This is a genomic window from Paraglaciecola aestuariivivens, from assembly GCF_052983255.1.
Genome location: NZ_JBRKBA010000008.1, coordinates 144,005 through 163,539, shown reverse-complemented (window position 1 = coordinate 163,539; position 19,535 = coordinate 144,005). Strand labels below are relative to the sequence as shown.

Below are 19,535 nucleotides of genomic sequence, written 5' to 3'. Positions count from 1 at the left end.
AATGGTAATGCCTGGCGACAACTTGAAATTCAAAGTTGAGCTAATTCACCCAATCGCGATGGACGAAGGTTTACGCTTCGCAATCCGCGAAGGTGGCCGTACAGTAGGTGCTGGCGTAGTAGCGAAAATTATCGCTTAATGGTCAACCATTAACTGATTCAAGAAAGGTCACTTAGGTGGCCTTTTTTTATGAACTAGATTCAGAATCTCCAAAAGCCAACAGCAAGCCCCATCATTCTCGCGAAAGTGAGAACCCCCAACAAACTTCCGAAGAATTAAACAAGTTGGTAAAGTCAGTGTTATTAGTTTTTGCTCAGCCCCCTGACTACACCCAAAAGCATGGTGATTTGCCAAGTGACTGACATCATGTAAATGAAACGCCCAACAGTTAACTAAAATCTGGCGTTAAAGCCAAAAAAAGGCCACCTAAGTGACCTTTTTATTGCCTAAAGTTTAAACATGCTTAGTCAGGTTTACATTGATCCTTATTGGTCTCTTCTGCACCCACAGTAAAAGCAAAGATTAACTGCCCGGCTAATTCCAAGGTTTCCTGAGAAGGCACATGGCGCGCGCCTATAATTTCTATTTGATAGTCACCAAAGTTAAAAATATTTAATAACAAATACATTATCCCTTGTGGACGCAAAATCACTTCTTCAGTGATCACCTGGCCGTCAGGTAAGGTTGCTTGCAAGGTTACTGCTATATCAGTAAAGGCAAAACTGCCATTGGTAATCGCAGTTAACAACCACTCCAAGATACTGGGTGAGCTTTGACCATGATCTGTATGGTTTACACAATTGAGATAGTTACTAGAAAAACTTATTTGCTCAGGTAAGCCAAATTTCTCCTCTGCTGCTATGGTGTATCCCAATCTTTTATGCTCAGCATTGGTGAATTCTATACGCAGTTCTTCTTCTGGTACTGCTCCTTCAACGGCTATGGTAATCACTAACTCGTCGGGAATAGGGTTTTCACTAAAGACTCTAATTCCTCCTGGAATCTCTTCTATTTGCAAGCCTTCTGGTAAACCATCTGGAAAGCTAACATTTGTCCAGCGTGGTTTTTGTAGACCAAAGATGAACTCAAAGTCATATATTTGGCCAACTAAATCGTCGGGCAAATCTAGTAGCAAATCGTGTTCACCTGCGCCAGCAGTGTCAAACACACTACCAGTTTCAAATCGAGTGGTTTGCTCATGTACATGTATATTTTTGGTGGCTTTTTGCTCTTCAGCCAGTTTGTCGTCTGCAGCAGTGGCTGCGGCTGCGGCAGCATTCCAGCTGTCGGTATCTATACCAACTAGGTTGTCTAGAAAAGCCATTTCGTCTATGGCGACATATTGTCCATCTGCACCTACACGGTTGTAGTGTTTAGTATCTTCACTTGAACCAGTGTAAATGTTTTCCACTAAGTCTTTAACATTTGGAACAAAGCCACCGCTAAAGCAAGACACCATTTCCATCATGATGTGAACACCATTATCCGAAAGTGGTTTGAGTAAATCTCTAAAGGCATCATCCCATAAGACTTCGTTTCCCCACAGGTTTATGCCTTCGTGGAATCCGATTTTATCGGCCTTATCGCCATCTAAATTCCAGTCTACCCCACCATCAATAATATCAATTACAAAATCACCGTTTGTGTCGCGTCCCATTTCTTTCCATTCGTTCTCGACCAATCGCTCAACGACATAGCGACTGCCATCCCAACGCAAGCGAATATCGTCTTTACCATTTCCGTCAGTGTCCCAACTGTTGTTAAAATAGATACGGTTTCCCAAGTCTTTAGCTGTTAACCAAGCTACAGAAATACCATAGTCACTATCTGTGGTGTCTCCGTCTCCATTAATATCTTCTCCACCCAATTCAGTTTCACTAACAATATTGTCGCCATTATCGTTGCTACCTTTGAATACCCACTTATCTTCGACCCATTTAAATAGATATACCTGACCATTTTCGTCTTTTCTTACAAACCATTGGTTCCCTCTAAAAACAAAAGAGTCAGAGCGCACTACGGTTTTAGCTCTAGCATCAAAGATGAAGGTATTCTCGTCAAACAATTTGCCACTTGTGGCTTCATCGCCATTTAATGCGGGGCGGGCGCCGCTATAGCCTTGTTCTTGGTTATAGCCTGTTCCGTGATCGGTAACAAAGATCGTGAGCGTGCAGCTACCGGGCATATCCTGTGCTAGCTTTTCAAAATGTGCTTTAAGTTTTTCTAAGCTGGTTTTTTCATCGACAATATTGCTGCCATTTACGTTAATTTCGCCACCGTCGTTATAAAACACTTCGATTTGGTCATCGCCAAAACCTAACTCTTTCATTTTATTAAATTTAGCCACCACATTGTCTTTATAACGTTTGTGATTATTAGACTGATCTACCCCTCCACTAATAATCACTGAGCGATCGCAATCTTGGGCTTGGGTACCTGTGACTAAACTTTTGTTGATTGGATTGCTGTAATACTGAGTTGGGGCAAAGTCTTCTACGCTTTTTGCGGATTTCTCAACAGCGTTTTCAGGGGCCACATCTGGTTTTAAAAAGATATTTTGCCAGTCATTGTTTTGCTCAAAGGGCTTAACCAAAGTAAATTTTTCTACTGTAATAAGTGGAGTAGGGGTTATGCTGGGTTGACCTGTTTCGGTGGCGTAATCTTTAATTTCACCATACACCAAAACCAAGTCGCCTTGCCAAGAGTCGGGCGGCACAGCGCCATCTAAGCGAGTAAAAGTATGGTGAGGAAAGGCTTCGTCTACCTCAAGGCGCAACATATTATCAACTAAAAAACTGGCGCCATCTTGGTTAATATCGCTATTGCCAAAAAAGCCCATGACCCAAACTTTATCACCAAGGCGATGGTTATATTCATAGTACAATTCATTAATTAAAAGTGAATCTTCTAATAAAGTATTATCTACATGATTATCGGCTATAGGTGTGACTTGCACTTGAGTGGTGGCGCTATCTGTGGCTCCTCTGTCATCTGTGACTTGAAGCTCAAAGATTAAGCTTTGGGTGGTGTCTACCTCGGGTGCAGTAAAACTAGGCATAGACGCGCTAGTATCACTTAATGTCACACTAGGGCCAGCAGTTTGTTGCCATAAATAGTCCACTATACTGCCATCAGAATCACTACTTAGCTCGGCATTTAAAGTCACAAGGCTATTTTCATCCACTGTTTGGTCGTTGCCAGCATGTGCGGTAGGTGGCACATTGCTTTTTAGCACTAAGATATTCACTGTGGCAGTTGCCGTTGCCCCATCATCGTCTGTAACCACCACTTGAAAGGTTAAGGTTTCGTCAGCGCTTAGCGAAGGGGCGGTAAAGGTTGGCATAGCCACACTGCTGTTGGAAATGGCCACTGCAGTACCGGCGGTTTGTGTCCATTGATAGCTATTAATGCTGCCATCTGAGTCACTACTGGCACTGGCATCTAAGGTGACTAATGTATTTTCTTCAACACTTTGATCTGCACCCGCATTAGCCACAGGTGGACTGTTAGTAACATTTGCAGGTGGGGTGTTGTTAGTATTTGACCCGCCACCCCCACAAGCAAATAAGGTGAGGGCTGCTAGCAGAGCTAAGCAGGGTACTAGAGAGATATTGTCAGCTTTCATAAGTTCCTTCCTAACAAGCTAAAACTTGTTGTCATCTAAATTGTTGCCTTATGGCCTAGTAAGCTATAGACCAGGCTCACAAATTTATTTTGGAAAGCTTTTGAAGTGTTTTGAAAGTGTTTTAAATCAAGGTGTTACAGAGTTATCTGGTTGAGCTTGGGGAAAATAAGGTAAAACTAGTTGGTAAAGTTTATTCGCTTCTACTGCCACACCTTGCCCTTGATATTGAGTCAAAATATCTTGCTGAGCTTGGGTCAGAACTATGGTGTACATCACAAAAGGTGTGAGGTCGTTTTTGTCTCTTAGGGCTTTTAATAAATTTAATCCTGCTAGCACTTCGTCATCTCTGCCCATATCAGAGATCACCACATTAAAGTCATAAAGCTCTAAACTGGTTAAGGCCTCTTCAGTGCTTTTTACTTGATAAACGGTAATCTTGTGTGATTCTAAATAAGCTTTTTCTACTTGGTTGTTGTCGGGGTTATCGTCTACCCATAACAAGCGGCCTATTGAGTCTGGGGCCTGACTTTTTTGTATATCTGGTGAGCTGAATTTAAATAAGTTGCTGATAAAAGCTAGGCCAATAAGACAAAAAGCTAGGCCTAGGGGCAGCACTATTTTGCTTACTAAAAAGCTAAATTTGCTTGGGCTATTATCAGAGCGAAGTGGAGTTGGATCAGAAACTTTAGTTAGTTTGTCACCTAAGTGGCTGGCTAATCTGTAGCCTCGACCGTGCAAGGTTTGGATCACTTCTGCCTGATAGCCTAACTTTTTGAACTCTTGGCGTGCATCAGACACCAGCTTAGAAATAGACCACTCTGAGACTACCGTTTCTGGCCACAAATGGGTTAACAAATAATGTTTGTCACAGTGTTTGGGGTAATGGCTAACTAGCGCGATCACTAAATCTACCACTCGTTGGTCGGCGTTCACCAAATTAGATTTAAAATACAATTGCTTCTTTTGGGTGTTTATCGCAAATTCAGAGAATTCAAATAGCATAGTGTTCAATTTAGCCAAAATACCTATTCAGCATAGACCTAGAAACGAGCTAAATCTATGTGCTTTAGTTTGATTAAATTTAAGATATATTGAGCTAAGTCTTGGTCTTAAACAGGGTTTAGGTACAATAGTTAAACAGGCTAATTGGCGCTAAAATGGTTAACTCAAAGCTAAGCAGCACAATTAAACTAGCAAACTAATTTTGCTGAGAAAACAGGGTTTCAAAGGCCAAACTTTTAACTCATACAGGCCACTAAACTAAGTAAATTGGGGAAACACAAGATGCAATATAGCGTACTAGGAAGTAGTGGTGTAGAAGTGTCGCGAGTATGCTTAGGAAGCATGACCTGGGGAGTACAAAACACCCAAGAAGACGCAGAACAACAAATAGAGTTTGCCTTAAATCAAGGGGTGAACTTTATAGATACCGCTGAGCTCTACCCTGTTCCACCAACAGGTGATAAGTATGGCGATACCGAAACCATTATTGGACATTGGTTAGGAAAAAACCAAGCCAAAAGGCAAGAGCTTATATTGGCCAGTAAAGTGGCTGGGCCGGGTTTGCCTTATATTCGCGAAGGGGCAAAAATCACTGGCGAATCAGTAATTGAAGCGGTTGATGCGTCGCTTAAACGCTTACAAACTGATTACATCGACTTATTTCAAATTCACTGGCCAAATCGAACTTCGCCACATTTTGCTAAACATTGGCCTGGCGATTTGCAATTTTCGCGAGCCGATGCCAAGCAAGAACGCCAACAAATGTTAGAAATATTGCAAGCCCTGCAATTGTGCGTAACAGCGGGTAAAATTCGTTTTTGTGGCTTGTCAGACGAAACGCCGTGGGGCATAAACACTTACTTGCAACTTAGTGAGCAACACGCACTTCCTAGAATGGTGGCCATCCAGAATGAATTTAGTTTAGTGCATGGTAAAGATTGGCCTTATCTCATCGAAAATTGTATCCATGAAAACGTGGCGTATTTACCTTGGTCTCCTTTAGCTGGTGGGGTGTTAAGTGGTAAGTATTTAGGTGGACAGTTACCTAAAGGCAGCCGTTGGACCTTTGAACAGAGAAACGGCCTGTTTAGAGATACGCCTGCCACTCATGCTGCTACCGCGCAATATGTTGACTTGGCAAAACAGTTTGATATCACCCCTTCACAATTGGCTTTAGCTTGGTGTAATCAAGTAGACGGCGTTACCTCAAGCATAATTGGGGCCACTACTATGGCTCAATTATCAGAAAATATTGACGCCTTTAATATCACTTTAAGCCCAGAACAACTGGCGGCAATAGGGCAGGTATATAAGGCTTATCCTGTGCCTTTTTAATTTAGTTAAATTTTGCAGCTTACTTTTGGTTTAATTACAAAATGACACAAAAGTAAGCGCTTGATTGATTTAGACTAGTGCTTTCACCCAACTTTAGAAGATCCTATTTATTATGTTTAAAAAAAGCTCACTGTTAATTTGTAGCGCATTTATTTTGCTGTGTTGTTCGTTTTCGTTGCGTGCCACTGTAGTGGAAATACGTACCTCTGAAGGCACAATAGTGGTTAATCTATTTGATCAAACTACACCCAAAACCGTAGAAAACTTTTTAAGTTATGTTAATGCCGGTGCTTATGCCAATAGTGTAGTGCACAGATCGGTGAGCAACTTTGTTATTCAAGGTGGAGGATACAGTTATACCGGGCCGGTAGAAGTGAATAACTTTAGTTTAGATCGTATTCCCACAGGTACACCTGTAGAAAATGAACCCAAATTATCTAATGTGCGTGGGACCATAGCTATGGCAAAAGGTAGCAACCCAGATAGTGCTACCTCTCAATGGTTTATTAACTTAGAAGATAATTCTAGCAGTTTAGATGTGGCCACTAATGCGGGTGGTTTTACGGTTTTTGGTCAGGTAATAGGAGATGGCATGCAAGTAGTAGATTCTATTGCTTCAGCCATTACCCTTAATGCTGGCGGTGCCTTTGCTGAAATTCCAATCCAAAACTATACTCAAACCGACGTAGACAATGAGGTGCCTATTACTGATGAGCACTTGTTTGTTGTCACAGACATAGTAGTCACAGATCAAAATGAAGACAGCGCCGCAAATTTACAACCTAAAGCCAATACCTTAGTGAATCAGCAAAGCCCAACCCCAAGCACAGAGTCTGACTCTGGTGGTAGCATGGGGTGGATGTTGTTAGCAGCTTTATTGTTGTTAGGTAGAAGAACTAAATAACTAGTTTAGGGTTAGTAGCTTGGCCAGTTAGGCCCTCAATTTATGGGGGCCTAGAGTTTAGTAAGAGATTAGATATCAATGATATTCCAAATGTCTTTATGCATTTTCCACATCCCACGCTCTTTTTTCCAAACCACCAAATAATGGCAATCTTCAGGTAAATCCCCAGCAGAGTTTGCTACTTTGGCGCGGCCAACTTCATAGGTTATGTCTTGGATCTGCTATTCAATGGCTTGGGATTTTGCAGTGTCTATTGTCGCATGATGTTTTTTGATTTCTTTATCTGAAAATCTAAAGAACCGCGCTGCATTGTTATAAAAAATATCAGCCTTTTGTTCTAGGCTTAAAAAGTCGGCTGATTGGATATCCGCAATCGCTTTATCAATAACATCTACAAACACCATTTGGTCAGATCCAAACATGATGCGCTTAGCATAACCAGCCGTAATCATTTGTCTTAGAAACTCATGCACTTCTGAGGTTGGTAACGCCAAACTAAGTACACCAGTATCAACATAAACCTGTGGGTGGGCATACATGAGGGCTTTCATATCTTCAATATAAGGCCAACCTGCATGCATGATATAAATTCGCATGTTAGGCCGTTTTAATAGAAGATCTTCCAACTCAAGGGGTTTAACATGTCGAGCTCTAGTCTTAGGAAATGTGCTGTATGCCCCACCCGATTGCCCCCCTGGGAACATATGATAAGCAATAGGAACATCAAGCTCATTTGCAAGATCAAAATAAGGCAGTACTGCCGGATCATTGGGCATTAAATCTTGATAATTAGGGGCGATTTCTCCGATTACCTGTAACTTGCCTTGACTATGCTTCTGGCGCATCGTTTCAATGTCAACCGCAAAACCATAGCCGTGCAAGATTAAATCGGGGTGCTCTGCAAGCCAGTCTTCATTGGTAGAGAGCATGACTTTGACTATATTGTAGCGTTTGATGCGTTCAAATGTTTGCTGTTTATGTTCACTTGCAGACATTGAACCCTGATAAATTTTGCCACTATGTGGATCGGTATGTTGCACCCCATACATTGGATTTTTACCGCTATAAGCATGCATGTGTACATCAACAATTGGTCCACGGTAAGTCTCATTGGCATGAACAATATGCAAAATACTAATAAGGCCGATAAAAACTAAACGGAACAATGTAAGCATAAGATTTCCTTAGGTCACTTTTGTTTTTAGAAGGTTAAGCATAGTGCTTTTTACTATTAATTTATGTAAAAACACCCAACAAACTGCGCTAAACCCTTGAAATAGCCTAACTTTCTATTACTGAAAAAATACTTTACACTGGTTAAAAAATAAACATTCACGGAAGGTGTTACTATGCTAAAGCTAAAGTTCATATCTAGATTTCGTTGGTTTTTTGTAACTTTGCTGATGACTTCATCGATTATTTTCTCTGTGTATGCTGCAGAACAAGCTTCCCAAGGCCTAGCTGTTAATTCAACCCAGTCAAGTATGTCTGCAAATGATTTACAAGCACTTGAGCATTTTATTGATGGTTATGTTACTTCTATGACCAATGATTTTGACCCACCAGGCGTGATGGTGTCGGTAGTGCTAGGCGATCAACAAATCACCAAAGGTTATGGATTAGCCAACGCTGAAACGGGTGAACTAAACAATGAACATAGCCTGTTTCGCATTGGTTCTATCTCTAAGTTATTTGTTTGGTTATCAGCCCACATGCTAGCCGATCAGGGAAAATTGGATTTAGATGCAGATATTAATCATTACTTAAATGGGTTTAGTATCCCAGAAGCATTTGATCGCCCCATTACTATGCGCGATCTGATGGCACACCGACCTGGCTTTGACGACAACCTAAGAGATTTTATTGATCCAGATAGAGATGTCTCTATAGCAGAAGCAGTTAAGCGCAATATTCCACTGCGAGTTGCCCCGGCCGGTGAAAGAACGAGTTATTCCAATACAGGCACTAATATTGCAGCTTATGTAGTGGAGCAAGTTTCTGGCATGCCTTACAGTGAGTTTGTGCAAACCAATATTTTACAGCCAGTTGGGATGCAGTCTACAACTCTACATGATCCTAACATTGGACGTAATCCTGAAGCCTTAGAGGCGCGCATGGCAAAACCACATAAAATTAAAGATGGTGTTGCTAAAGTATCTGGGTACATGGCAGTGAGGCCACAAGAGCCAGTTGGGGCTGCAGCCCTAGACGCCCTAGACGCCGCGACTTTCATGCGTTTGTTACTAAACAAAACTCATTATCAAGGAGGGCAATTATTATCAGATAAAGCTTGGGCACTAATTACTACCCCAGCATTTGAAGATGCCATTGGTGGTGATGACATGGGCTGGGGGTTTATGCTTAGTAATGTTGACGGATTGACAGCTATTGGTCATGGCGGAGCAACCCAATTTTTAAGTTGGATGTTTGTGATCCCTGAAATTAACGCTGGGGTATTTATTTCGACAAACATGATTTCCCCAGATTCTAGAGCCGAAGGCCTAGCATGGGCCATTGCACGTAGACTAACGAATACTGGTTCTCTACAGGCATTTTTACAGCTTAAAGGCAATGTTGAAGCGGCCAAACAAGTCGCCGGAACCTATCTAAATAATCGTCGTCCACAAAACCACGGCGTGGCGCTATATGGTATGGGAAATGATATTAAAATTCGTGCTACCGATGATGGATATTTAGTTTTGCCAGGCAGCAAAGAAGCCCGTTATGCACCACTTTCTAAAGACGTTTGGACCAACAAGTTGGGCATGCGCTTAAGGGTAGTGCGAGATGATTCAGGTGAGGTTTTGCGTTTACATACATACTTTGGCTCATCCACTTTAGAACGAATAGGTTTTATTTCTAGCACTCAAGCCCTTGTGATGGGGGTTGGTGGGGTAGTGTTGTTATCACTCACTAGTTTAATTGGTATGTGTCTGCGCTATGGTCGTCAATTAGCGGTAACAAGTGTGGGTCAAAAACTCGGTTGGGTGACTGTGCTCTCTGTATTGGGTTGGTTGACATTTGTGTTTGCCATTGCATTTTTAGCTATAGAAATGCAGAGCTTTGACATTAGTAAAGTAGACGAATCTGTCTATCCGCCTTTGTCTGTAAAATGGTTTTTTGTAGTGACTATATTAGTCAGTGTAATTACCGTGATTCATCTTCTAAGCCTAATAGCTGTATGGACTAAATCTGGATGGTCTCTATGGAGACAGATTCATTTTACCGTATATGGATTGTTCGCATTTTTTGTTGTTTATTTAATGTACCACTGGAACCTGATAGGTGGGTCTATATATGGCTTGTGAGTGACAAACCAAAAAGTTAACAGCCCGATTAACTAAGTTGAAATTGGCATAAAAGGCGTAATGGATTGTGCCTGCCATTGTAGATTGAATTTTAATCAATTCGTTGTGATACTGGTTGCTAATTAAACAGTTTCTAACTGCTCGAAATTAAACAGTAATTTCACTAGAGGTAGCAATGGAGTTTTTCTCAGAGCTTAAACGTAGAAATGTTATACGTGTATCCATTTCTTACCTAGTGGTGTCTTGGTTGTTGTTGCAGGTGGTTGGTGCGTTGGCTGAGGGCTTAGAACTGCCTGCAGTTGTTTCTAAAGTACTGATCATTATTTTGCTGGTGGGATATATTCCAGTAGTGATATTTTCATGGGCATTTGAGTTAACCCCTGATGGCATAAAGCGCGATACAGGCCAAGCTAGCAGCACTGAGGTGGTTAAAAAGCTTGATTACATCACCATTGGCGCGCTGATCTTAGTCTTGCTTACAACTGCCTACACTTGGTTTAATCCTAATGCTGCCAGCCATTCAGCAACTAATGTAAACACAGATAGTCAACAAGCCCCAACAGCTAGCTCACTTACCACTGGTATAGCGGTTTTGCCATTACAAAACCTGTCAGCCGATGCTGAAAACGCTTATTTTGCTGGTGGTGTGCACGAAGAAATTTTAACCCATTTATCGCGCATAAAAGATCTGCGGGTGATTTCGCGCACCTCTATGCTCAAACTTGCTGAGTCTAAGTTAACAGTATCTCAGCTGGGTAAACAATTAGATGTAAGCCATTTATTAGAAGGCAGTGTGCGCCGTTCTGGCAATAAAGTGCGGGTGACAGTGCAGCTTATCGACACCCAAACCGACCAGCACATTTGGTCGCAAAACTACGACCGCACTTTAGATGATATTTTTGCTATTCAAACCGATATTGCCGTGGCCATTGTTAAAAAGCTCAATGGCCATATTTCTGCCGATACTTTGTCTGAGCTCAATCACCAACCCACGCAGAATATGCAGGCTTATGAGTTGTACATGCAAGCCATTGAGTTTATGAGTCGGGGAGTTTCTGAAGAGGCAGCGAGTTTAGCCAAGCCGTTACTTGAGCAAGCTATTGAACTCGACCCAGATTTTCGCTTGGCTTATCTCAAACTGACAGAAGCTTACAGTTGGTTTATTCCATATTTTAAAATGGAGTATTTAGACGATATTCAAGAAGTGACAAAACAAATGCAAAGCCGTTGGCCTGATCATCCAGATACACAACTTGGACAGGCAATAGTGGCATTGTTGGTCGAGGTTGAACATGACGAATCCATTGAAAACAAACTATTATATGCGCAATCGTCACGACCAGGTGATCCTTTAATTTATGACTATTTGGCATTTTATTATCAATTGACTGGGCAGCCAAACAAGGTTTACCAGGCCAGTCAAACTTACCTTGAGTTAGACCCAGAGTCTGCGGATGCTCAATGGACTTGGGTGCAGGCGTTGTGGTACAGCGGCAAAATCGAGCAAGCTATAAATGCAAGTTTAACCCACCTGCAACGATTCCCAAGGCTACAAGAACATCGATGCACTATTGTTAATAATTTATCAGATGTGGGTAGGGATACACTTGCTTACAGTATACTCGAACAACACGGCGGGCCAGCAAACGCTTGTAAATTAACCCACTGGGTTATTGATGTAGTCTACGAAGAAAAAGGCGTAGACGCGGCGCTTGCTGCTTATCAAGAATCCCTGTCAAAACTTGAAGGCTGGCAAACTGTATATCATTCAAATATGGCGTTAATTTTGCGAGCTGCAGGACGTTATGCCGAGGCTGAGCAGCTAATCGATCAAGCCTTGAATCAGTTTCAACAAGAGTTAGCTGACCCATTTCATCAAAATAGGTTTAAACAAATGCCCGCCAAACGCGCGGCACAGGTATTTTCTTGGCAGACATCATTACCGGCTTTAAAAGGCGATAAGTCTCTGTACTATGAATATCGGCAAAAAGCACTGAATGCTTCCTCTGTAAACAAAGCCTTTATCACAAATTTAATTGAAGCTGATGCATATATGGGATATCGAGATCAAGCATGGGCTATGCGCAAAAGTTTGGGTTATATGGCACCAACACAGCGCTTTAGCCTTACTCGAATGGCTAATGCTCGGTGGTTATACGACCAGATGTTTGGCGATTATCCGCCTTATCTACAAGCCTTAGCCGAGTACGAGCAAGCTCAAACTGTTAATAAACAATAGCCTCTTAAATACTACTAAGGAATAAGGAAAAATATGAGCGTTTCGTTTTTTAAAGAATTAAAACGCCGCAATGTATTTAAGGTGGCCAGTGTTTATTTGATTACGGCATGGTTGGTGTTGCAGATTATTTCTGTGCTGGTGCCTTACCTTAAATTACCTGAACAATTTGGCAGTATTGTGACTGTTATTTTGATTATTGGGTTTCCCTTTGTTTGTATCTTTGCTTGGGCATTTGAGTTAACCCCAGAGGGCGTCAAGCTAAGTAAAGATGTGGAATATCACGAGTCCATCACCCATGAAACCGGCAGTAAAATCAATGTGGCCTTAGTGGTGAGTTTACTACTGGCATTAGCTTATATTGGCTACGATAAACTCTTTACCTACCAGATAGACGAAAGCAAAGCTTTGTCTATAGCGGTTTTACCTTTTGCGGATATGAGTCCTGATAAATCTCAGGAATACTTTTCTGATGGCATAGCTGAAGAGATTCTTAATTCCTTAGCGCGTTTAAAACAATTACAAGTGATAGCCCGCACCTCGTCTTTTCAGTTTAAAGATAAACAGCAAGATATTCGCAAAATTGCGCAAACTTTAGGGGCTAACTATGTGCTTGAAGGCAGTGTGCGCAAAGACAAAAACCAACTCAGAGTCACTGCTCAGTTAATTGAAGCCGAGTCGGGCATTCATTTATGGTCACAAACCTACGACCGCCAACTAAGCGATATATTCTCCCTGCAAGACGAACTCACTTACGCCATTACCCAAGCGCTAAAACTCAACTTACTGCCCGAGCAAGTTAAAGCCGAACAAGGTATGACAAGCAACCAGCAAGCCTATGATTTGTTTTTAAAAGGGCGCGACCTAGGGTATCAGCGTAACGCAAGTGCGCTCAATCAAGCGCGAGATTACCTTGAACAAGCCATTGAATTAGACCCTGATTTTGCGCTGGCCAAAGCGCAGCTTTATATAGTCTATTCATTGGGCGCTTCTCATGGTGACATGAATAGGCAAAAAGCTAATCAGTCAATGCGAGAATTATTTCAGCAACTTTTAGCAACAGAGCAAGAATTCCCGCTAAAATTATTGGTTTTTGCTGAATTTCTAAATGTTGATGAAAGCCAACCAAAACTGGCTCGTGAACTTTACGACCGCGCTGTTCAAATGGATCCCTCTGATACTATTATTCAAAATTGGCGATTACTAAACTTGGTGCGAGATGGCGTTAGCGAGATGATTGAGGCACGTGAAGCACTGTTTAAAGTCAACCCTTTAGATCAGTTCAATTTATTTACGTTAATTAGATACCACACTTGGTTAAACCAAAATAAACAAGCTAATTTTTACACACAAAAATTGCGTGAATCCTCACCCGAACACTCACTTACTGCGTTGGCAGTAGTAGATATGCTGTTCTGGCGCGACCACCAGCCACAACTTGCTTTAGATTACTTAGAAGCATTTAAGGGTGAAATGAATACCCGAACTCAACAATATCACGTTGAATTGTTATTAGTCACAGGCAATATCGACAAAGCCATTAATAAACTAAAAGAATATATGGGAGAAAACCCTAACCGACAGCAACGGTTTGCCGCAAATTTAGTTAATTTGATTCATCTCTTAAAAAAGCAAGCTAAAGGTGGGGTGAAGCTAATTGATTTACAACAAAAATTAAATATTAGCGACCAATATTACACAGAATTACTTTTACATGAAAAAGCGATGACAGGCGACTGGCAAGATTTTGTGACTTATTGGGATGAGAAATTTACGTCATTAGAATTCTTCAAACATTTTCCAAATACTACAGCCAAAACGACTTATGCCATGTTGAAATTTCAAATGGGTGATCCGCAATATATAGATCAAGACACATTTTCGCGATTTAACATCACTTTGTGTAAAGAGTCAGTTGGTCGCCGTGGTGGACGTTGTGCTTTAGGGTTATACCTTGACGGAGAGAGAAACTCTGAAACTTTAATAAGCTATGTGAAGAACCATTTGGAAAATGGCATTGAACACGGCTTTGTAGGGGTTAAACGCTATACTTTAACTGGTCCTCATTTATTTATGCTGCACGACCTCCCCGAATTTAAAGCCATGGCCAATGAATATTTAGATAACACCTACCGAAAATGGGAAAAAGAGTTTGGTACTAATAGTGCCAATTTGTTTGTTCCCGTAAAAAGTACAAAAAATGATTAATAACAAAAATAAAGGGCGTGTTAATGAGCGTTTCGTTTTTTAAAGAATTAAAACGCCGCAATGTATTTAAGGTGGCCAGTGTTTATTTGATTACGGCATGGTTGGTGTTGCAGATTATTTCTGTGCTGGTGCCTTACCTTAAATTACCTGAACAATTTGGCAGTATTGTGACTGTTATTTTGATTATTGGGTTTCCCTTTGTTTGTATCTTTGCTTGGGCATTTGAGTTAACCCCAGAGGGCGTCAAGCTAAGTAAAGATGTGGAATATCACGAGTCCATCACCCATGAAACCGGCAGTAAAATCAATGTGGCCTTAGTGGTGAGTTTACTACTGGCATTAGCTTATATTGGCTACGATAAACTCTTTACCTACCAGATAGACGAAAGCAAAGCTTTGTCTATAGCGGTTTTACCTTTTGCGGATATGAGTCCTGATAAATCTCAGGAATACTTTTCTGATGGCATAGCTGAAGAGATTCTTAATTCCTTAGCGCGTTTAAAACAATTACAAGTGATAGCCCGCACCTCGTCTTTTCAGTTTAAAGATAAACAGCAAGATATTCGCAAAATTGCGCAAACTTTAGGGGCTAACTATGTGCTTGAAGGCAGTGTGCGCAAAGACAAAAACCAACTCAGAGTCACTGCTCAGTTAATTGAAGCCGAGTCGGGCATTCATTTATGGTCACAAACCTACGACCGCCAACTAAGCGATATATTCTCCCTGCAAGACGAACTCACTTACGCCATTACCCAAGCGCTAAAACTCAACTTACTGCCCGAGCAAGTTAAAGCCGAACAAGGTATGACAAGCAACCAGCAAGCCTATGATTTGTTTTTAAAAGGGCGCGACCTAGGGTATCAGCGTAACGCAAGTGCGCTCAATCAAGCGCGAGATTACCTTGAACAAGCCATTGAATTAGATCCTGATTTTGCTCTGGCCAAAGCGCAGCTTTATGTGGTGTATGTTTTAGCTATGGAGCATGGTGATATGGATTATCAAAAGGGAGTGGCTGCAGGTAAAGAGCTGTATTGGGAACTACTGGCCAGCAAGCAGGAGTTTCCCCTAAAATTTATTGTATTTGGCCATCAAGTTGCGCAAGTTCAAAACAAAAATCAGTTAGTCAGAAAGTTATACAAAAGGGCAGCAGATCTTGCTCCCTCAGATCCCCTTATTCAAAACTGGTACCTTTTAGCGATGATGGAAACTGATGGGATAGAGGCTGCCATTAAAGGGCGCGAAGCATTTTTTAAAGTTAATCCCTTGGATCAACTTAATATGCATAACTTACTTATTTATTACTACTGGTTGGGCAACCAAACTAAATATCAGTTTTATATAGATAAGTTGCTTAAGGATTCTCCTGATCATTCAGTGACTGCCGAGGCTGTGGTCAATCACTTTTTTATTGCAAAAAACCAGCCTCAACAAGCGTTAGATTATTTAGCCTCTTTCAAAGGTGAAATGAATACCGACACAAAAAAACTCTATATCGAATTATTATTGGTTTCGGGCAAGACCGAGCAAGCCATTAACACCTTAAAAACTTACCTAGGTGAAAATGCTCAGAACCATGAAATATACGTTAGTTCAATTTTGAGCTTATTGACCCAAGTACGTATCAACGCAGCCTCAACTTTTGCTTTGCTTGATATACAAAAACAATTAAATCTTGATGACAAAACCTTTGAATATTACAGCTTGGTTGAAAGGGCCTTGAGTGGTGACCAAGCTCCTTTTGTAAATTACATGGAGCAACAATTTAACGATGCTGATGCCTTTGTTGAGCTCGAAAAGGAAATTCCCTATATGGGGATGCTTGCAATCATTAAGTTTAATCTAGGAGATAAGCGTTACAAGGATAGGTACTCTTTAGGTTCAAGTGTAGAAAAGTGTTTAAAAACCCAAGGGAGATCTTGGCAACATTGTGATTTGGCACTTGCGTACAGTGGAGAAACTAATATTAAAACGCTGCTTAATTTGGCAAAAAATGGCTTTAACGTAATAGATTCAGATACAGTTGGGTTAGGTCGCTATGTATTAACTTATCCCCGTATCACCATGCTACAAAATAACCCCGAATTTAAAGCCATGGCCAATGAATATTTAGATAAGACCTATAAAAAATGGGAAAAAGAGTTTGGGGTGAAACTGCTACCAAATGTTCAAGAATAATTAAACCTAAAATAAGGAAGAGGTGCTATGTCAATCGAACCCACTGATTCGCACAATATAAAAATAGAAGCGATAAAAGCCATTGCTATTTTTCTGGCTATTACTGGTTTATTTAGCGCTGCAACGCTGTGGTTAATTTCTCTATCAGGCAAAATGCATATCATTTTAGTTACTATGATTATGTGGGCGCCTGGCCTTGCCGCTATTTTAACTTGTAAGCTACTGGGGCGTAGTATTAGCAGTATGCCTTGGCAATGGGGAGCCTGGAAGTGGAACTGGCAGTCTTTATGGGTGCCTTTGGTGTATGCCGCCATTATGTATCTGCCAGTATGGTTTTTAGGTTGGGGTGGTAGCGGATTTCCTAATCAAGCCACCCTCAATGATTGGTCTATGCAACTGTTAGGTAGCAGTGAATATCAGGCCGCTGCTGCTATAGGTTTTGGTTTGTTGATTGCCACTTTGGGGATTATCGATAAAGCTTCGCGCGCCTTAGGTGAAGAAATTGGCTGGCGTGGCTTGTTAGTTTGGGAGCTAAAAAAGTTAATGCCTTTTTGGGCGGTGGCTGTAGTGTCTGGGCTTATTTGGGGGCTGTGGCATGTTCCTGTCATTATGATGAGTGATTACAATGCCGGAGAAGGAAACCTGTGGCTACAATCTGTGTTGTTTCTGATTAATACCATAGCCATGAGTTTAATTATGGCCTATTACACCTTTAAATCTAACAGTTTATGGCCAGCCGTGATTATGCACGCTAGCCATAATTTATATATTCAACGGATTTTTACGCCCTTAACCGTTAGAGGTGAAACCACCCATTTATATGTAGATGAATTTGGCGTGATGATGCCCTTAGTGCTAGGTATTTTTGCAATTTATTTTTACCTTAAAGCGCGGCGAGAAGGGTTAGCTTGATTATGCCCAAAAGCAAGGGAGCCAGCATGGTACTTGAAAAATTCACTCACATAATTAAGCGCGGCCTGCCATCCGCCTTGTTCGAAATCATGTTGATATTTCTGGGTATTTCATTGGCTCTGGCGTTTGATAATTGGAATAACGAACGCGGTGCTCGGGCCCTTGAACGTGAATATTTACAGTCTATCTACACCAATCTGAATAATAACTTTAAACAGATTGATGAGAACATGAGCTTTAATGCCACCGGCTATTTAAAAGCCGCATGGAATGTGGGCAATTTTGTTAAAGGTGAGCCCTATGATGAAGAAACAATTATTGCGGATTTCCCCAAAGTTGGAAGTTATACAACATTGTCACTGGAAACTTCAGGCTATACCAGTATCCGGAGCTACGGATTACATATTATCAAGTCACCAAAGCTTAGAGTAGATATCATTGAATTACACGACCGACATTTTGATCGTTTGATTACTGTTTGGGAAGGATTAATGGTTCGAAAGCAAAATACCGAGCTATTTTCCCATGCGCGTTTAGAATACGGTGACTTTACCCGTAAATTTAGCTCGGCAGAAGAGTGGCGCGAGTATCTAAAAGACAAAAGACCGCTAAGGAATATGTATGTGCAAGTTGGCTATAACTTTTTTGGGGCATTTAGTAATACCGCCCCTTACTTAGGGCATATTCACGAGGTGATGGTGCAACTTGAACAAACACTTAAGATTAAAAGCTTGGCAAGTGAGCGCTTAGCACGTATTGAGTTTTGGCAAGAGCAAGCTGAAAACGGTTGGCCGCTAATTGATCCTTTACATCAACCAAAAGACAACTAAGGCAACACTAATAAGGGCCTAATATGCATGCGTTTAAAGCGGTTTTTTTAATATGGATCTTGCTAATGACCTTGCCAATCAATGCAAAAGACCAAAGATGGCCAATGTTTAATGACCCGGCTTTTGCACCTAAAGTTACTAACCCTGCATTTGAAAAAGCCACTGGTCCGGTTATTTTAATCGATGGAGCACATCATAACTTTTTTGTGCAGTGGGGGTACCTAGACCCTTTTATTGCTTTGGCCAAAGCTGATGGTTTTCAAGTTGTGATTTCTAATAAGCCATTTAGTGACAAAGGGTTGCAAGGGGTGGATGTAGTGATGATTATTACCGCCCTGCCTTTTAATTTTACTGAAAAAAATTCTGTCACCACAGAACAGACCTTTACTAAGGGCGAGCTTGATGCTCTTGAAGCTTGGGTAGCAAAAGGCGGAGCCCTTTTAGCATTTAGCGAACACGCACCCTTCGACCAGGCCATTAACCCACTTTTGGCGCGTTTTAACACGCATTCATCTGTTGGCTACATAGAAGATACTAACCCCGCATATTATGCTCACAAAGCATCATGGTTGCGTTTTTCAGCGGCCAATGGCTTGCTTAATACTAGGCATCCCATTACTCAGGGCAGAAACGCGTCTGAGGCGATTAACGTTATTCAATCTTATGGTGGCAGTGCAGTGAATACCAATAGCCAATTTACTAATATTCTCGCGCTTAGCTCGAGTGCCATAAATGTCATTCACCCAACTGGAGTGGGGCCAAGTGGGGCGGGAGATTCGCAAGCCATAGCCGGAAATTTTGGTTTAGGCCGACTGGTAATATTTGGCGACTCTAATGGGTTTACTGCCATGATTTTTAACAATGATGATGGTAGTCAATCTATAGCAGGATTTACAGCGCCTAACTCGCAATGGCAGCAAATGGCTTTAAATACCTTGCGCTGGTTAACTAAGGTGATTTAGAGAGCTTATAAGGGTAGATAAGTCGTGAATGTATAGAAT

Annotated in this window: 14 protein-coding genes; 11 read left to right on the top strand and 3 right to left on the bottom strand. The window is 41.3% G+C overall.

Annotation, left to right across the window (positions count from 1 at the left end; genetic code table 11):
- Together ACVCDT_RS13060 and ACVCDT_RS13055 are read left to right on the top strand one after the other, a co-directional pair.
- Positions 1–139, top strand: a 139-nt coding sequence (locus tag ACVCDT_RS13060) for an EF-Tu C-terminal domain-related protein (protein ID WP_447133231.1), incomplete at its 5' end; no start/stop codon positions are given.
- A 37-nt stretch (positions 140–176) separates the two neighbouring features.
- Entirely contained in the window at positions 177–362 is a 186-nt protein-coding gene (locus tag ACVCDT_RS13055) for a hypothetical protein (RefSeq protein ID WP_447133223.1), read from the top strand.
- 101 nt (positions 363–463) lie between these two features.
- Here ACVCDT_RS13055 and ACVCDT_RS13050 read toward each other — a convergent pair whose 3' ends face one another.
- Together ACVCDT_RS13050 and ACVCDT_RS13045 are read right to left on the bottom strand one after the other, a co-directional pair.
- Positions 464–3,625, bottom strand: coding sequence for a PKD domain-containing protein (locus ACVCDT_RS13050; protein WP_447133222.1), 3,162 nt, complete (start codon positions 3,623–3,625; stop codon positions 464–466).
- 126 nt (positions 3,626–3,751) lie between these two features.
- Positions 3,752–4,627 (bottom strand): response regulator, encoded by an 876-nt coding sequence (locus tag ACVCDT_RS13045; protein WP_447133230.1) that lies wholly within the window; start codon positions 4,625–4,627, stop codon positions 3,752–3,754.
- Positions 4,628–4,909: 282 nt separating this feature from the next.
- Between ACVCDT_RS13045 and ACVCDT_RS13040 the strand changes: the two genes are divergently transcribed.
- Positions 4,910–5,962 (top strand): aldo/keto reductase, encoded by a 1,053-nt coding sequence (locus tag ACVCDT_RS13040; protein WP_447133221.1) that lies wholly within the window; start codon positions 4,910–4,912, stop codon positions 5,960–5,962.
- A 112-nt stretch (positions 5,963–6,074) separates the two neighbouring features.
- Positions 6,075–6,866, top strand: a complete 792-nt coding sequence (locus ACVCDT_RS13035) for a peptidylprolyl isomerase (RefSeq protein ID WP_447133220.1) — start codon at positions 6,075–6,077, stop codon at positions 6,864–6,866.
- Positions 6,867–7,087: 221 nt separating this feature from the next.
- On the opposite strand, the gene ACVCDT_RS13030 is transcribed toward ACVCDT_RS13035, so the two are convergent.
- On the bottom strand, positions 7,088–8,041 hold the full coding sequence (locus ACVCDT_RS13030) for an amidohydrolase family protein (protein ID WP_447133219.1): 954 nt from the start codon (positions 8,039–8,041) through the stop codon (positions 7,088–7,090).
- Positions 8,042–8,269: 228 nt separating this feature from the next.
- Between ACVCDT_RS13030 and ACVCDT_RS13025 the strand changes: the two genes are divergently transcribed.
- The 7 genes from ACVCDT_RS13025 to ACVCDT_RS12995 all read left to right on the top strand — a co-directional run bounded on the left by ACVCDT_RS13025 (position 8,270) and on the right by ACVCDT_RS12995 (position 19,496).
- Positions 8,270–10,174, top strand: a complete 1,905-nt coding sequence (locus ACVCDT_RS13025) for a serine hydrolase domain-containing protein (protein WP_447133218.1) — start codon at positions 8,270–8,272, stop codon at positions 10,172–10,174.
- Between the two features lie 175 nt (positions 10,175–10,349).
- Complete coding sequence (locus ACVCDT_RS13020) at positions 10,350–12,413, top strand: hypothetical protein (RefSeq protein WP_447133217.1); 2,064 nt, start codon at positions 10,350–10,352, stop codon at positions 12,411–12,413.
- A 33-nt stretch (positions 12,414–12,446) separates the two neighbouring features.
- Positions 12,447–14,618, top strand: a complete 2,172-nt coding sequence (locus tag ACVCDT_RS13015; RefSeq protein ID WP_447133216.1) for a hypothetical protein — start codon at positions 12,447–12,449, stop codon at positions 14,616–14,618.
- 23 nt (positions 14,619–14,641) lie between these two features.
- On the top strand, positions 14,642–16,792 hold the full coding sequence (locus ACVCDT_RS13010) for a hypothetical protein (protein WP_447133215.1): 2,151 nt from the start codon (positions 14,642–14,644) through the stop codon (positions 16,790–16,792).
- A gap of 27 nt (positions 16,793–16,819) precedes the next feature.
- Entirely contained in the window at positions 16,820–17,704 is an 885-nt protein-coding gene (locus ACVCDT_RS13005) for a CPBP family intramembrane glutamic endopeptidase (protein ID WP_447133214.1), read from the top strand.
- A gap of 2 nt (positions 17,705–17,706) precedes the next feature.
- Entirely contained in the window at positions 17,707–18,534 is an 828-nt protein-coding gene (locus tag ACVCDT_RS13000) for a DUF6090 family protein (protein ID WP_447133213.1), read from the top strand.
- Positions 18,535–18,599: 65 nt separating this feature from the next.
- On the top strand, positions 18,600–19,496 hold the full coding sequence (locus ACVCDT_RS12995) for a hypothetical protein (RefSeq protein ID WP_447133212.1): 897 nt from the start codon (positions 18,600–18,602) through the stop codon (positions 19,494–19,496).
- The last annotated feature ends 39 nt before the right edge of the window (positions 19,497–19,535 follow it).

Excerpts from the sequence above, each read along its gene's own strand:
- ACVCDT_RS12995 (WP_447133212.1), top strand. The coding sequence starts at position 18,600 with ATGACCTTGCCAATCAATGCAAAAGACCAAAGATGGCCAATGTTTAAT.
- ACVCDT_RS13045 (WP_447133230.1), bottom strand. The coding sequence starts at position 4,627 with ATGCTATTTGAATTCTCTGAATTTGCGATAAACACCCAAAAGAAGCAA.
- ACVCDT_RS13005 (WP_447133214.1), top strand. The coding sequence starts at position 16,820 with ATGTCAATCGAACCCACTGATTCGCACAATATAAAAATAGAAGCGATA.
- ACVCDT_RS13000 (WP_447133213.1), top strand. The coding sequence starts at position 17,707 with ATGCCCAAAAGCAAGGGAGCCAGCATGGTACTTGAAAAATTCACTCAC.
- ACVCDT_RS13025 (WP_447133218.1), top strand. The coding sequence starts at position 8,270 with ATGACTTCATCGATTATTTTCTCTGTGTATGCTGCAGAACAAGCTTCC.
- ACVCDT_RS13015 (WP_447133216.1), top strand. The coding sequence starts at position 12,447 with ATGAGCGTTTCGTTTTTTAAAGAATTAAAACGCCGCAATGTATTTAAG.
- ACVCDT_RS13010 (WP_447133215.1), top strand. The coding sequence starts at position 14,642 with ATGAGCGTTTCGTTTTTTAAAGAATTAAAACGCCGCAATGTATTTAAG.
- ACVCDT_RS13050 (WP_447133222.1), bottom strand. The coding sequence starts at position 3,625 with ATGAAAGCTGACAATATCTCTCTAGTACCCTGCTTAGCTCTGCTAGCA.
- ACVCDT_RS13035 (WP_447133220.1), top strand. The coding sequence starts at position 6,075 with ATGTTTAAAAAAAGCTCACTGTTAATTTGTAGCGCATTTATTTTGCTG.
- ACVCDT_RS13040 (WP_447133221.1), top strand. The coding sequence starts at position 4,910 with ATGCAATATAGCGTACTAGGAAGTAGTGGTGTAGAAGTGTCGCGAGTA.
- ACVCDT_RS13030 (WP_447133219.1), bottom strand. The coding sequence starts at position 8,041 with ATGCTTACATTGTTCCGTTTAGTTTTTATCGGCCTTATTAGTATTTTG.
- ACVCDT_RS13020 (WP_447133217.1), top strand. The coding sequence starts at position 10,350 with ATGGAGTTTTTCTCAGAGCTTAAACGTAGAAATGTTATACGTGTATCC.